Origin of the sequence: Flavobacterium salilacus subsp. salilacus, assembly GCF_004634195.1 — a bacterium.
Lineage (GTDB): Bacteria > Bacteroidota > Bacteroidia > Flavobacteriales > Flavobacteriaceae > Flavobacterium > Flavobacterium salilacus.
Map to the genome: position 1 here is coordinate 231,815 of NZ_SKBP01000001.1, position 14,868 is coordinate 246,682.

The 14,868-nt window shown below is 38.8% G+C and carries 12 protein-coding genes; 9 read left to right on the top strand and 3 right to left on the bottom strand.

Annotated elements, in window-relative coordinates; all coding sequences use genetic code 11:
- Positions 1 to 2,517, bottom strand: a complete 2,517-nt coding sequence (topA, locus tag E0W68_RS01185) for a type I DNA topoisomerase (RefSeq protein ID WP_135217929.1) — start codon at positions 2,515 to 2,517, stop codon at positions 1 to 3.
- A gap of 260 nt (positions 2,518 to 2,777) precedes the next feature.
- Here topA and E0W68_RS01190 point away from each other — a divergent pair, with 260 nt between their 5' ends.
- From E0W68_RS01190 to E0W68_RS01230, 9 genes are all read left to right on the top strand, one after another.
- A complete protein-coding gene (locus tag E0W68_RS01190; protein WP_135217576.1) occupies positions 2,778 to 3,473 on the top strand; it encodes a hypothetical protein in 696 nt (231 codons plus the stop codon).
- Between the two features lie 79 nt (positions 3,474 to 3,552).
- Entirely contained in the window at positions 3,553 to 5,019 is a 1,467-nt protein-coding gene (gene miaB / locus E0W68_RS01195) for a tRNA (N6-isopentenyl adenosine(37)-C2)-methylthiotransferase MiaB (RefSeq protein ID WP_135217577.1), read from the top strand.
- A 74-nt stretch (positions 5,020 to 5,093) separates the two neighbouring features.
- Entirely contained in the window at positions 5,094 to 6,374 is a 1,281-nt protein-coding gene (locus tag E0W68_RS01200) for a sigma-54 interaction domain-containing protein (protein WP_135217578.1), read from the top strand.
- 10 nt (positions 6,375 to 6,384) lie between these two features.
- A complete protein-coding gene (locus E0W68_RS01205) occupies positions 6,385 to 6,888 on the top strand; it encodes an LptE family protein (RefSeq protein WP_135217579.1) in 504 nt (167 codons plus the stop codon).
- A gap of 74 nt (positions 6,889 to 6,962) precedes the next feature.
- Positions 6,963 to 7,805 carry a tetratricopeptide repeat protein gene (locus E0W68_RS01210; protein ID WP_135217580.1) on the top strand — a complete coding sequence of 281 codons (843 nt, stop codon included), beginning with the start codon at positions 6,963 to 6,965 and terminating at the stop codon, positions 7,803 to 7,805.
- Between the two features lie 6 nt (positions 7,806 to 7,811).
- Positions 7,812 to 8,171, top strand: coding sequence for a preprotein translocase subunit SecG (secG, locus tag E0W68_RS01215; protein WP_135217581.1), 360 nt, complete (start codon positions 7,812 to 7,814; stop codon positions 8,169 to 8,171).
- A 136-nt stretch (positions 8,172 to 8,307) separates the two neighbouring features.
- A complete protein-coding gene (locus E0W68_RS01220; RefSeq protein WP_135217582.1) occupies positions 8,308 to 8,583 on the top strand; it encodes a co-chaperone GroES in 276 nt (91 codons plus the stop codon).
- 37 nt (positions 8,584 to 8,620) lie between these two features.
- A complete protein-coding gene (gene groL, locus E0W68_RS01225; protein ID WP_135217583.1) occupies positions 8,621 to 10,249 on the top strand; it encodes a chaperonin GroEL in 1,629 nt (542 codons plus the stop codon).
- Positions 10,250 to 10,387: 138 nt separating this feature from the next.
- Complete coding sequence (locus tag E0W68_RS01230; RefSeq protein WP_135217584.1) at positions 10,388 to 12,763, top strand: hypothetical protein; 2,376 nt, start codon at positions 10,388 to 10,390, stop codon at positions 12,761 to 12,763.
- A gap of 141 nt (positions 12,764 to 12,904) precedes the next feature.
- Here the strand turns inward: E0W68_RS01230 and E0W68_RS01235 are convergent, their stop codons facing one another.
- Both E0W68_RS01235 and E0W68_RS01240 read right to left on the bottom strand, forming a co-directional pair.
- Positions 12,905 to 14,215: a hypothetical protein gene (locus tag E0W68_RS01235; RefSeq protein WP_135217585.1), complete on the bottom strand. Its 1,311-nt coding sequence runs from the start codon at positions 14,213 to 14,215 to the stop codon at positions 12,905 to 12,907.
- 282 nt (positions 14,216 to 14,497) lie between these two features.
- On the bottom strand, positions 14,498 to 14,839 hold the full coding sequence (locus E0W68_RS01240) for a heavy-metal-associated domain-containing protein (RefSeq protein ID WP_135217586.1): 342 nt from the start codon (positions 14,837 to 14,839) through the stop codon (positions 14,498 to 14,500).
- Positions 14,840 to 14,868: the final 29 nt, after the last annotated feature.

Genomic DNA, 14,868 nt, shown 5'->3' on the forward strand with positions numbered 1-14,868 from the left:
TTATTTCTTTTTAACTGTTGTTTTGCGAGCGGTAGCTTTCTTGGGGGTAGTTTTTTTCGCAGCTACTTTTTTTGCAGGTGCTTTTTGCTCTATTATTGCCTTAACCTCGTCAAGCGAAAGAGCAGCGGCATCTACATCCTTACTAAGTTCTATTTTGGTTTTCCCTTTTAGTATAACCGAGCGTCCCCAACGGGCTTTCTCTACCCGTATGCCTTCGTCTTCCCAGTTATGTATTACTTTTTCAATTTCTTTCTTTAGCTTGTCTTCTATAAGCTCTGCGATATCTGATTGCGAGAGGTTGTCAAAATTATATTTTTTATTGACATTAATAAACATTCCGTTCCATTTTATGAAAGGACCGAAACGCCCCACCCCTTTTTGAACCGGCATATCTTTATAACTGGCAATAGGAGCATCTGCCTGCTCTTTCTCTGCTATAAGTTCTTTGGCTCTTTCAAAAGTAACATCCAACGGGTCTTCTCCTTTGGGCAGCGATACAAATGTTTTACCAAAACGCACATAGGGACCAAAACGACCATTATTTACCTCTACTTCTTCTCCTTTATATATACCTAAATTTTTTGGCAATAAAAATAAGCCTAAAGCCTCATCAAGTGTAATACTGCCAATGTTTTGTTCCGGCAGCAGGCTGGCAAATTGTTTGTTCTCATCCTCAGCATCCCCTATTTGTGCCATTGGGCCAAATTTACCTAAACGCACACTTACAGGTTTCCCGCTTTCGGGGTGCGTACCTAATATGCGCTCTCCTGATTCTCTGTCTGCATTTTTCTCAACGTCCTGAACCTTTGGATGAAAATGACCGTAAAAATCAGTCATCATCTTAGTCCAGTCCTCATTACCCGATGCAATTTCATCAAAATCCTGTTCTACTTTCGCGGTAAAATTGTAATCCAGTATTGTTTCGAAATGATTCACAAGAAAATCATTAACAATAATACCGATATCCGTAGGCACTAGTTTTCCTTTATCCGAACCTACATTCTCACTAAGTTCCTGCTCGGCAACATTGTCAGCTTTCAACGTTAGTTGCTGATATTTACGTTCCTGCCCTTCAAAACTACCCTTTTCTACATAATTTCTGCTGATGATAGTAGATATAGTAGGCGCGTAGGTAGAGGGACGACCTATACCCAATTCTTCCAGTTTCTTTACCAGTGAAGCCTCGGTATAACGTGCCGGAGGTCTGCTAAAACGTTCGGTGGCGGTTATATAATTATTCATAAGCCTCTCGCTTATGCGTAATGCAGGGAGCATTCCCTCCTGCTCTACATCCTCATCATCGCTGCCTTCGAGATATACTTTGAGGAAGCCTTCAAATTTTAGTACCTCGCCTGATGCAGTAAATATTTCTTTGTGATTGTTTGCTTCAATTTTTACATTAGTACGCTCCAGTTGCGCATCACTCATTTGCGATGCTACGGTACGTTTCCAAATCAAGTCATACAGCCTTGCCTGATCACGATCTATATTTACGGTATGGCGTGTCATATCCGTAGGTCGTATTGCTTCGTGGGCTTCCTGTGCTCCCTTACTTTTGGTAGCATAGTTTCTGGGTTTGCTAAATTCTTTACCGTACGATCTGATAATTTCAGCTTCGGCAGCACTCATAGCATCATTAGAGAGGTTTACACTATCCGTTCTCATATAGGTTATAAGCCCCGCTTCATACAGGCGTTGTGCCAGCATCATGGTTACTCCTACCGGAAGATATAGTTTTCGAGCCGCTTCCTGTTGTAGTGTGGAAGTGGTAAAGGGTGCTGCAGGCGATTTTTTTGCCGGTTTGGTTTCCAAATCCGACACCTTATATACAGAGCCTATATTTTTATTTAAAAAGTCGTGGGCTTCCTGCTTAGTAGAAAAATTCTTAGGCAGTTTTGCTTTAAAAACCTTCCCGCTTTCGTTGGCAAACTCGGCAGTAATACTATACGATGCTTCAACATTAAAGTTTTGTATATCACGTTCGCGTTCTACAATAAGGCGTACAGAGACTGATTGTACCCTGCCTGCCGAAAGACCGCTTTTTACCTTTTTCCATAACACCGGCGAAAGTTCATACCCCACAAGCCTGTCCAGCACACGGCGTGCCTGTTGTGCGTTTACAAGATCATAATTTATATCTCTCGGATTTTCTATCGCTTTTAATATGGCCGACTTGGTAATTTCATGAAAAACAATACGTTTGGTTTTTGCTTTATCCAACTTCAACTCTTCTGCAAGATGCCAGGCTATTGCCTCTCCCTCACGATCCTCATCACTTGCCAACCAAACCATTTCGGCTGATTTAGATAAATCTCTGAGTTTTTTAACCAAAGCCTTTTTATCCGGAGATACTTCATATTTTGGTTTAAATCCATTGGCTACATCCACCCCTATTTCTTTAGAGGGCAAATCGGCAATATGCCCGTAACTGGACTCTACCCGGTAGTCTTTCCCTAAAAATTTTTCTATGGTTTTTGCCTTTGCAGGCGACTCAACAATCACTAAATTCTTTGCCATCATACGTTTCTTTGTGTCGCAAAAGTATAGGAATTTTTTAAATATTGGTTTTTCCTGTTTTTAAAAATAACCGTTTTGGCTAAAGATTAACCTTAACAAAACACTAAAAACAAGTATAAAACCCTGACTTCATCAACCTTTAGCCAATAAAAAAATCTTTCAAATCAGCACTATAGATATTTTATTTTTTTAAATTATTTTCTGTAACTTGCCAATAACGGAATTATAAGTACCCTAAAAACAGGCTAAAATATCTTTTTATGAAAAACCTGGAAATAAAATTATTGCTCCCTTACAACTGGTATCATGCCCGAAGGATAAAAATATATGACGACCAAAATAACCTTTTGGTAAAAATTGCACACTGCGAGCATGTATCCGTCCCATTAAATGAAAATTGTAAAACCATAACCATACGCATTGATTACTTTAAATCGGTTATACCCGTACCTGAAAATGGCAACGAACTTTTCCTTGCCGTATATATGAATTTCCGGGATACCTTTATTCATAAATATATAGATACCCTGAAACGTAAGTGCGTTACGGGGCATTTTATGCCTGCGGAAGAATTTGACAACTTCAACCTCAGCTTTTACAGCAACGCTATAAACTACCTGCCCGTTTCTAAATTCGACAAACCTTCGGTACTGCTCGGTATAATAATCGCCTCGGGGCTTATTATTACATCGGTAATACAGCAGGAAAACCCTTATCAGGATTTGGTTTTCTTTATTGGAGCGGCAAGTATTATTTCGCTTATTATGCTGCAATCTGAAAAAGACAAGATAAAAACCTTCGACTACAAAAGCCGTATTATTGCTACTGCCTTTTCTTTTGTACTTGCTTTCCTTTTTCTGTCTCCGTCATTTGTTGTAAGTATGCTTTTTTTCATATGTATTGCCACCTATATAATACGTGTAATTGCAAGCCTTACTACTTTAAAAAGAGCTTAAACAAATATGCCAAGTTGTCATACGTTTAAAATTAAATAGTATCTTTGCCAATTCAGAAAATGCACTACAGTTGTGAACTATGGAAAAGATAATTGAAGAAAACAAGCAAGGACAAAGCCTTGTTTTAGAGCAGAAAGAAGGAAATACCAAAAAACTTTTTATTGAAAGCTATGGCTGTCAGATGAATTTTTCTGACAGCGAAATTGTTGCATCTATACTTGCAAATCAAGGCTATAACACTACTCAGCATCTTGAAGAGGCAGACTTGGTTTTGGTAAATACCTGCTCTATTCGTGATAAAGCAGAACAGACCGTAAGAAAAAGGTTGGAAAAATATAACGCAGTAAAAAAAATAAACCCCGCAATGAAAGTGGGTGTACTGGGCTGTATGGCAGAACGATTGAAAAGCCAGTTTCTTGAAGAAGAAAAAATTGTTGACCTTGTTGTAGGTCCTGATGCTTATAAAGACCTACCCAACCTGCTGCAAGAGGTAGAAGAAGGCAGAGATGCCATAAACGTTATCCTTTCTAAAGAGGAAACCTATGGCGACATTGCTCCTGTTCGCCTCAACAGTAACGGAGTAACCGCCTTTGTATCTATTACCAGAGGGTGCGATAATATGTGTACTTTTTGCGTAGTGCCTTTTACACGAGGGCGTGAGCGCAGCCGTGACCCGCAAAGTATTTTAGATGAAATAAATGACCTTTGGACAAGAGGCTTTAAAGAAGTTACCCTGCTGGGACAAAATGTGGACAGTTACCTGTGGTATGGCGGCGGACTTAAAAAAGATTTTGTAAAAGCTACCGAAATGCAAAAAGCAACCGCAGTAGATTTTGCACAACTGCTTGACATGGTGGCAATAGCCTACCCGAAAATGCGTTTCCGTTTTTCGACTTCCAACCCACAGGATATGCACCTGGAAGTAATAGAAGTTATGGCAAAACACCATAATATATGCAAGTACATTCATTTACCCGTACAAAGTGGCAGTACCCGAATATTGAAAGAGATGAACCGCCAGCATACCCGTGAAGAGTATATGGAGCTTGTAGATAACATTTACCGCATAATACCGGACATTTCGCTTTCGCAGGATATGATAACGGGATTCCCAACCGAAACGGAAGAAGACCATAAAGACACACTCTCGTTAATGGAATATTGCAACTTTGATTTCGGGTTCATGTTCGCCTATTCAGAGCGTCCGGGAACATTGGCAGCACGTAAACTGGAAGATGACATTCCTGACGAAGTAAAAAACCGAAGGCTTACCGAAATTATTAACCTGCAACAAAAAATGGCTTATGAGCGCACACAACGCTTTGTAGGACAAACAGTAGAAGTACTGATTGAAAAAAGTTCCAAAAGATCGGATGCGCACTGGAGCGGGCGTAACTCGCAAAACACCACTGTGGTTTTCCCCAAAGGAGATTATAAACCGGGCGAATTTGTAAATGTGAAAACTACCGATTGTACTTCGGCTACACTAATAGGTGAAGCTGTAGGGTATAGCGATATGAATAGCCCCCTAACCCCCGAAGGGTAAACTCAATTGGAAAATACTGATAAAAAAATTATTATTAACTAAAAATAAATCCCCCTTTGGGGGTCAGGGGGCTTATGGAAAGCATACAAGCCATAAAACAACGCTTTGAAATTATAGGGAACGACCCTAAACTTAACCGCGCTATAGAAAAAGCCATACAAGTATCTCCTACCGATATTTCGGTACTGGTTACCGGCGAAAGCGGTGTAGGTAAAGAAAGTATCCCAAAAATAATACACGCCCTGTCGCACCGCAAGCACGGTAAATATATTGCCGTAAACTGTGGCGCAATACCCGAAGGCACCATAGACAGTGAACTTTTTGGGCATGAAAAAGGAGCTTTTACAGGAGCAACCTCTACACGTGAAGGCTATTTTGAAGTAGCTGATGGGGGCACTATTTTTCTTGACGAGGTGGGCGAACTGCCACTTACTACACAGGTACGCTTATTGCGCGTACTGGAAAATGGTGAGTTTATAAAAGTAGGCTCGTCGCAGGTACAAAAAACAAATGTGCGCATTGTGGCTGCTACCAATGTAAACATGACAGAGGCTATAGAAAAAGGAAAATTCAGGGAAGACTTATATTATCGTCTCAGCACCGTAGAGATTATGTTACCGCCATTGCGCGAGCGGAAAGAAGATATACACTTACTTTTCCGTAAGTTTTCGTCCGATTTTGCCCAAAAATATAAAATGCCTCCTATAAAGCTCGATGATGATGCTGTACAACTATTACTAAAATACCGATGGGGCGGAAACATAAGGCAACTGCGTAATATAGCCGAACAAATATCCGTTTTAGAAACCAACAGGGCTATAACTATAGGAACATTGCGGGGCTATCTGCCGGAAGCAGGCAGTAATCTGCCGGCCGTTATAAAAGACAAAAAACAGGAAAGCGACTTTAGCAACGAACGCGAAATACTGTATAAGGTGCTGTTTGACATGAAGGCTGACCTGAATGACTTAAAGAAACTGACAATGGAGCTGATGCAAAACGGTAACAGCAACAAAGTACAGGAATCTAACAAACACCTGATACAACGTATTTATGGTTCGGGAGAAGATCACGGCAGCGAATTTGAAGAAATGGCAAGACCCGAAATGGTAGCTTCGCAACCTGTAAACACGGTTGAGCCTATTATAGACCATCATGAAGATGATGATGATGACGGTAACTACCTTTTTGCCGAAACGGTTGAGGAAGAGGAAACGTTAAGGCTCGATGAAAAAGAGGTAGAATTAATAAAAAAAGCATTAGAGCGTAATAAAGGTAAGCGTAAAGCAGCAGCGGATGAATTGGGTATATCAGAAAGGACACTGTACAGGAAAATTAAACAATATGACCTTTAAGAAAAATGTAATGAAAAAATTAAAGCTATTTGCAGCATTGGCATTAGTATTTATGATAAACGGGTGCAGTATTTATAACTTTACAGGAACCGGAAAAATAGATGCTGAAACTTTTCAGGTTAACTATTTTCAAAATAATGCCGATATTATAGAACCCGGTGTAGAGAGGACATTTACACAAAGATTGCAAGAGTTGATACAGAACCAAACCAACCTGAGCCTTACCAATACTGATGGCGACTTGGTATATGAGGGTGAAATAACACAGTTTCGTATTACACCCATGACGGCTACTGCCGACCAGCGTGCGGCACAAAACAGGTTGAGCGTTACCATAAATGTAAGGTTTACCAACAAAAAAAATGAAGAAGATGATTTTGAAAAACCTTTCAGCTTTTTTTATGACTACCCTGCTAACGACCTCCTTTCGGGGCAAGTATTGAATACTGCCCTCGATGAAATTTTTGAAAGAATAACACAGGACATTTTTAATGAATCGCTGGCTAAGTGGTAGAATGTCCGATGTCGGAAGACAAGAGTTCTGTTTTCTTCGGACATCAGACACCAAACATCGAACAAAAAAGAAATTTGAATACAAAAGACTATATATCCCTGCTTAACAAGCCTTATTCGTTAAATGAAAGGCAAACACCGGAGTTGGAAAGCATCCTTTCAGAATTTCCATATCTCCAAAGCGCGCGTGCCATTCATTTAAAAGGGCTGTACAATCAGGACAGCTTTCGCTATAATACAGAGCTTAAAAAAACGGCTGCTTTTACTACCGACCGTTCTGTACTTTTTGATTTTATTACTTCCGAAAATTTTCAGAGTATTGATAAACTACATTTTGAAGAAGCAAAAAAAGCAGTAACAGAAATACCTGTAAAAGGGAGTGAAGAAGTAAAACCTCCTGTAAACAAACTGGAAGAGTCTATAAAGCAAACTGTTGAAGAAGCAGAAACAACTGAAAAACCAACTTTGTCACAGAAAGAGGCAATACAGGAAAGTGAAATTGCAGAAAAACTTGAAATAGGCAAACCTATAGCATTTACAAAAAACGAAACCCATTCGTTTTCAGAGTGGCTGCAACTTGCGCAGTTAAAACCTGTAATTCGGGAAGAAACTCCTAAAGAGCCTGAAAAAGAATCAGGATTGGAGAAAAAACTGGATATAATAGACCGATTTATAGAAGCTAATCCGAAAATTACACCGGCTAAAAACGCTACGTCAAGCCCCATACCCCATAGCAATAACCACAGTAACAACAGCAGCCTGATGACAGAAACGCTGGCGCGGGTGTACCTGGAACAAAAAAAATATACAAAAGCCATACAGGCATATGAAATTTTAATTTTGAAATATCCGGAAAAAAGTGTTTTCTTTGCAGACCGTATTGCAGATATCAAGATTTTACAACAAAACAATAATTAATAGACGATGGAATTTTCAATTTTTTTATTTCTGATAACAGTAGTAAGCTTTTTGCTTGTTGTGATAATTATGGTGCAAAACCCTAAAGGAGGAGGTTTATCTTCAAGTTTTGGCGGATCTCAAATGATGGGTAGTGTACAACAAACCAATAATTTTTTAGACAAAGGCACATGGGTACTTGCTACAGTGCTTATAGCACTTATACTACTTTCAACATTAAGCTTCTCCGGAGGCTATGCAGGAAACGACAGTAAGCTGATAGACGAATCTGCTGTACCAACTGCTCCGGCTCCGGCTCCGGCAGGTACAGAACAAGGCGATACAACACCTGCTGCCACGGAAGAAGGTACAACAACACAGGAATAAAAATTACAATATATAATATAAATGCCGGCAACTGACATGCTGGCATTTTTTTTTGTTCATACTGTCAGTTTACGGGATTGGCATAGTTTCTGAAAAAACAGAAACAACATTTAATAACAACAAAAAATAATATCATATGGCTTTAAACATTAAACCACTTTCAGACCGCGTTCTAATAGAGCCGGTTGCTGCAGAAACACAAACTGCTTCCGGAATCTTTATTCCTGACACTGCAAAAGAAAAACCGCAAAAAGGTATTGTAGTAGCCGTTGGTAACGGAACTAAAGACCATGAAATGACCGTAAAGGTGGGCGATACTGTGCTATACGGCAAGTATGCAGGAACTGAGCTTAAATTTGAAGGTAAAGACTACCTGATAATGAAAGAAGAGGAAATTTTCGCAGTACTATAAATTGAGTTTAATAATTGAAACTATAACAAAATAAACAATGGCTAAAGAAATAAAATTTGATATTGAAGCACGCGATGGTTTAAAACGTGGTGTAGATGCTCTTGCAAACGCTGTAAAAGTAACACTTGGACCTAAAGGGCGTAATGTTATTATAAGTAAATCTTTCGGTGCACCAACCGTAACAAAAGATGGTGTATCGGTTGCTAAAGAAATAGAACTTGAAGACACCCTTGAAAACATGGGTGCACAAATGGTTAAAGAGGTAGCCTCTAAAACCAACGACCTTGCAGGTGATGGTACTACTACAGCTACCGTACTGGCACAGGCTATTGTAAAAGAAGGTCTTAAAAACGTTGCTGCGGGTGCCAACCCAATGGATTTGAAACGCGGTATAGACAAAGCTGTTGAAGCTATTGTAAACGACCTTGCCAAACAAACAAAAGAAGTAGGTACATCTACCGAAAAAATAAAACAAGTTGCCTCTATATCTGCTAATAATGACGAAGCTATAGGCGAGCTTATTGCTACTGCATTTGGAAAAGTAGGTAAAGAAGGGGTTATTACTGTTGAAGAAGCCAAAGGAACAGATACTTATGTAGATGTTGTAGAGGGTATGCAGTTTGACAGAGGTTACCTGTCAGCTTACTTCGTGACGAACTCTGAAAAAATGGAAGCTGAGCTTGAAAGACCATACATTTTGTTATATGATAAAAAAGTATCGTCTATGAAAGACCTGCTTCCGGTACTGGAGCCGGTTGCACAAAGCGGAAGACCACTATTGATTATTGCAGAAGATGTGGATGGTGAAGCACTTGCCACACTTGTAGTAAACAAACTGAGAGGTTCGCTTAAAATTGCTGCTGTTAAAGCTCCGGGCTTTGGCGACAGGAGAAAAGCATTGCTTGAAGATATAGCTATCCTTACAGGCGGTACTGTAATATCTGAAGAAAGAGGTTACACACTTGAAAATACCACGCTTGACATGCTGGGTACTTGTGAGAAAGTAACTATAGATAAAGATAATACTACACTTGTAAACGGTGCAGGCGAACCGGAAATGATACAAAACCGTGTAAACCAGATTAAAGCGCAGATGGAAACTACTACATCTGACTATGACAGGGAGAAATTGCAGGAACGCCTTGCTAAACTTGCAGGTGGTGTTGCCGTACTTTATGTAGGTGCAGCATCTGAAGTAGAAATGAAAGAGAAAAAAGACCGAGTAGATGATGCACTGCACGCTACAAGAGCGGCTGTAGAAGAAGGTATCGTAGCCGGTGGTGGTGTAGCACTGTTAAGAGCAAAACAAGCACTTGCCGATATAAAAACTGAAAATGCAGACGAAGCTACGGGAGTACAAATAGTAGCTCGCGCTGTAGAAGCTCCTTTAAGAACCATAGTTGAAAATGCAGGTCTTGAAGGATCAGTAGTAGTGGCAAAGGTAGCCGAAGGCACAGGTAATTTCGGATACAATGCCAAGACTGACGAGTATGTAGATATGCTTTCGGCGGGTATCATAGACCCTAAAAAAGTAACACGTGTAGCACTTGAAAATGCTGCTTCGGTTGCAGGTATGATATTAACTACCGAGTGTGCGCTTATCGATATAAAAGAAGATAACGCCAGCGGTATGCCAATGGGCGGCGGTATGCCGGGCATGATGTAATATCATCATAACCAAATATATAGTAAAGGGATACTCTGACAGAGTATCCCTTTTTTTATAAAAATATAAATTTTGTGATAACATATATCACAATACTGCTATTTTCGCGTTATAATTGTCCAACAACCGATTACTTTTATGAAACACCTTATGTTACGCAAATTTATATTGCTCTTATTTATACTAACGGGCAACATTTTAACTGCTCAGACCTCTAAAAAAGATGAAATTGCTAAAAAACTGACTGATTATTTTTTTCTGGAAAGAGAAAACATCCATGTACATTTTGATAAAGATGTTTTCCTTACTGACGAGTCGGTATGGTTTAAAGGCTATACCTACCACCGGAAAAACAGTACACCTTTTTTTGCCTGCGTAAATATTTTTGCCACACTTATAGATGCTGAAGGTACTGTTATAGAAAGCCAGTTGCTGTATGGCAATATGGGTTCTTTTTCAGGTAGCTTTAAATTAAAAGACTCGATGAAATCAGGGCGGTATTATGTTCAGTTTTATACTAATTGGATGAATAACTTTACTGAAGATGAATCGTTTGTAGGCGAAATTACTGTAGTTAACAAAAATATTAACCCCTCCCTGTTTAATACCCCTAACTATTCGAAAGTAAATATTGACTTGCATCCTGAAGGCGGCACGCTGGTAGAAGGGATTAATAATAATATAGGCATAAGTATAACTGACTGTAACAATAAACCGATAGCTGCCGGAAAAGCAATGTTAGTAAATGAAAAGGGTGAAACAGGAAAAGTTATTAATCTGAACGAACAGGGCTACGGAAAATTTGACTTTATCCCGGACAGAACTAAACAATATAAAATTGTTGTAACAATAGAGGATAACAAATATGAGCAAGCTATACCCCCGGCAGAACTAAAAGGCGTATCGCTGGAGGTTAACAGTTATACCCTATCTGATAAAACCATGATTAAAACACGCATTAATTCATTAATGCAGGTGTCCTTATCCGGCAAGCCTTTATACTTAGTAATACACCAAGACGAAAAGGCAATTATTACAGAAATTGATTTTAAAGGGCAGGGATCAGAACTATCGGCTGCCATCAATAACCTCGACCTTTTTGAAGGGCTTAACACGATACGTATATTGGACAGCGAGCTGAATGAACTTGCACAAAGGGTTTTTTACATCTATCCCGAATCGGTATTAAATATGGAGATAGCAAAGGCTAAAGAAACCAACGAAAATATAGAGCTAACCGGTAAAATTAGCCATGCTAACATGAATTTAAGTATATCGATGCTGCCTGCCAATACAGTTACGCTGAAAGAACATAATGATATCTATGCTTCACTATTGATTTCTCCTTACATAGAAAATCATAAAACACTGGAGGCAAGAAGCTATTTAAATACTGTTTCCCGAAAAAACCAGTATGAAATGGATTTGTTTCTGCTAAACCAAAATAGCAAGTACAACTGGCGAGATATTAAAGGAAACCCTCCGAAAAGCAACTATACCTTTGATATAGGGCTTTCCTTAAAAGGAACAATAAACAACAGCGGAAACCTTAAAAATCATAAAGTAAAAGTATCTTCTTTTGAAGGCATGATAGATGAAACCATCGAAATTAATGAAAAGAATGAGTTTTATTTGGATAATCTTATTCTTGCCGATTCTGTTAAGCTCGATTTTTTCCTGGTAAAAGATGATACCAAAAAACAAATAAAACTTTATCCTCAGCTTTTTAATATTAACAGAGTATATAACAAGCAGAATAAACCCGAAGTTGCTGAATGTATTATACCTGAAAGCAGTAACGTTGCTTCAAGTTTACCGGAACTACCCGACCAAATAGATATGAATGCCATTGTACTTGATGAAGTAGAACTACACGGTACTACCAATAAGCTAAAGTATCAAAGGGCATTTGGTAACTCACAATTAAGAGGGTACAAAATTTCAGAAGATGACAGTAAGAGTTTCTTTTACATATTAGACCTCATTCGCTATCATGGCTTTGATGTAGAGACCAGCGGTGGTAGTGTAAGTATAACCGGTCGTACTATTAATACTATAAACGGTCAGCGAACCACACCCATGATATATATAGATAATATTCAGGTACTGAGTTTTGATATATTGTGGAATATGCAAACCGAAGATATTGATGAATTTTATATAAACCAGCATGCTGTAGTTCCCTCTGTAAATAACAGAATGGGTATTATACGATTATATATGAGGAAAGATTACTCAAGTAAAGCAAAAAACAACTCACCAACATCCTTTTTAGTAAAAAACGGCTTTAAACGTATTGCCCCGTTTAAAAACACCACCTACCTGTCAACAGCTACAAAAGGGTTTGAAAACTTTGGTGTGATTGACTGGGAGCCACTCATAACAACAGATGAAAAGGGAGAGTTTAAACTGGAACTGCCCCGCACGGGTCAGGACAGTATAAAACTCCTTATAGAAGGCATTAGCCCTGACGGCAAACTTATATCGGAAATAAAAACCATATCCCTCAATTAAACAAAGAGTTACTAAACAAGCATTTTTGTCATTCTGACGAAAGAAGAATCTCTTGTCTGTTAAACCATTGAGATTCTTTACTTCATTACATTGCGTTCAGAATGACGCGATGTGAACTTTTCGCTTATATTAAAAACCAGCTTAATTAAAATATACCTGATATTGTGCTACCACAGCACCTCGCCTATCCGTTTTGTCACCCATAGAATCATATACAGGGCGACTTTGATAAGCTACGGTAAACTTAGAGGTGTGCCCCTCCAGAAGCCAGTTTACACCTACATCAAAAAAATCCATTGGGTCGTTTAGCCCTTCATAATCGGCATGCTGCAAAGATGCATAAGGTAATAAGGTAGTTTTGCCTATAAGGTTATCTTTAAACTTATACCCTGCCTGTGCATAAAATATTGTGCCAGTACCATACATAGGAAAACCATTACCGCTGCCATTCAACACATCTGGGTTATTACTTCCGTTGGCAGGGTTCATTACAGCGGCATTGCGCAGGTAATTTTTACCAAAATCATAGTGCGTTACATTACCATATATACTCACAGCCTCTCCGTTTGTTCCTGTAGGAGCATCATAAAAAACATCGGCAGCAAGGTGCACCATATTACTCATTATGGTATCATTAACCGTATTTAAATGCCACATGGCATCTTTTTGATAAATAAACCCTGCTCCTATATTAAATACTTTTTTCTTACCGTGATAAGTACCGGCATTATAGGGCGTCATGTTCGATTCTTTATCTTTAAATTGATACTGAAAATACCCGTTCCATTGCATTTCGGGCGGATTGGAGGAAAAACCGGCTATGTCTTCGCTGATGACGGGATTGTAATTTGAAGATTTTGTAATATCCATAGGCTGTGCTAATGCCAAGCGGTAATCTAACCTACCCAATTTACCTTTTGCGAAAACAGATAATTTTCTCAGGAACTGATCGGTAACATCATTAGTGCTTTGCAGGAACAACGGTGCATCAATACCCAATATAGAACCTACCGATGGCGATGAAAAACGAGACAGCCCGCTCCATGCCGAAAGCCCCATACCCATAGACAGCTTTTCTTTATCTATAGCATATTCGCCATAGGCATCGTGTACAAAAAAACCTGCTTTCCTGTCGGATATTGCATTAAAATTATTTTCGCCAAACTGCCCATAAGCAAAAACCCTGTCCGTAAGCTGCCCATACATCTGTATCCTGTATCGGCGTATGCCTATATCAGTACCGCTGCTGCGTTCTACATCATTTATTGTTGTGCCGGGATTGTATTGCATATTTCTTAACCATGCCTGGGTAAGAAAAGTAAACTTAACGTAATTACTGCCATCTTCATTAAGGTATAATTTTCTGTCTTTAAAAATTTCCTGTGCTTTAGCGGTTTGTGGTAATAGTATCATTAAGCCACATAGCATTACAAAAAGTTTAGTTTTCTTCATTCTCTGATTGTTTGATTTTTATTTTGAAAGATGCAGTTATTATACAAAAACCGATAGAAACGAACCCTAAAATTAAGCTTTTCATAAAAACTATCAAGCCTATAGTTCTAAATAACCATAAAAAAAAGAGGCTGTTTCAAAAGTGCTTAAATAAGCATTTTTGTCATTCTGACGAAGGAAGAATCTTTTATCTATTAAACGATTGAGATTCTTAACTCCATCACATTACGTTCAGAATGACACTTTTGAGACAGCCTCTTTTTTTTATATGATATTTATTGCTTACCCCCTGTCATACTGACAACAATTGTGCAAGCCTTCATAATCTTCATCTTTAGCTTTCACAGTATCAGTATCATGACCTGTTTTGGCTATAGCCTTGCGCACGTCATCTATACTGCATTTGTTCTCATCAATAATAAGGTGGATATCCTGATGGTCGGCATGCCAATCGGCATACTTAACACCCGAAACGCCAAAAGCAGCCTTCTCGATACGTTTTTTACACATCTCGCAGTTGCCTTTTACTTCTATATTATACTTGGCGTTTTTCTTCTTTTTCTCCTGTGCCTGCATTGTTAATCCCATCAGCATAACAAGCATTAATAAAAATATTTTTTTCATAGTATGTAAGTTAATAGTTTTTAAATATA

Excerpts from the sequence above, each read along its gene's own strand:
- topA (WP_135217929.1), bottom strand. The coding sequence starts at position 2,517 with ATGGCAAAGAATTTAGTGATTGTTGAGTCGCCTGCAAAGGCAAAAACC.
- E0W68_RS01190 (WP_135217576.1), top strand. The coding sequence starts at position 2,778 with ATGAAAAACCTGGAAATAAAATTATTGCTCCCTTACAACTGGTATCAT.
- miaB (WP_135217577.1), top strand. The coding sequence starts at position 3,553 with ATGGAAAAGATAATTGAAGAAAACAAGCAAGGACAAAGCCTTGTTTTA.
- E0W68_RS01200 (WP_135217578.1), top strand. The coding sequence starts at position 5,094 with ATGGAAAGCATACAAGCCATAAAACAACGCTTTGAAATTATAGGGAAC.
- E0W68_RS01205 (WP_135217579.1), top strand. The coding sequence starts at position 6,385 with ATGAAAAAATTAAAGCTATTTGCAGCATTGGCATTAGTATTTATGATA.
- secG (WP_135217581.1), top strand. The coding sequence starts at position 7,812 with ATGGAATTTTCAATTTTTTTATTTCTGATAACAGTAGTAAGCTTTTTG.
- E0W68_RS01220 (WP_135217582.1), top strand. The coding sequence starts at position 8,308 with ATGGCTTTAAACATTAAACCACTTTCAGACCGCGTTCTAATAGAGCCG.
- groL (WP_135217583.1), top strand. The coding sequence starts at position 8,621 with ATGGCTAAAGAAATAAAATTTGATATTGAAGCACGCGATGGTTTAAAA.
- E0W68_RS01230 (WP_135217584.1), top strand. The coding sequence starts at position 10,388 with ATGAAACACCTTATGTTACGCAAATTTATATTGCTCTTATTTATACTA.
- E0W68_RS01235 (WP_135217585.1), bottom strand. The coding sequence starts at position 14,215 with ATGAAGAAAACTAAACTTTTTGTAATGCTATGTGGCTTAATGATACTA.
- E0W68_RS01240 (WP_135217586.1), bottom strand. The coding sequence starts at position 14,839 with ATGAAAAAAATATTTTTATTAATGCTTGTTATGCTGATGGGATTAACA.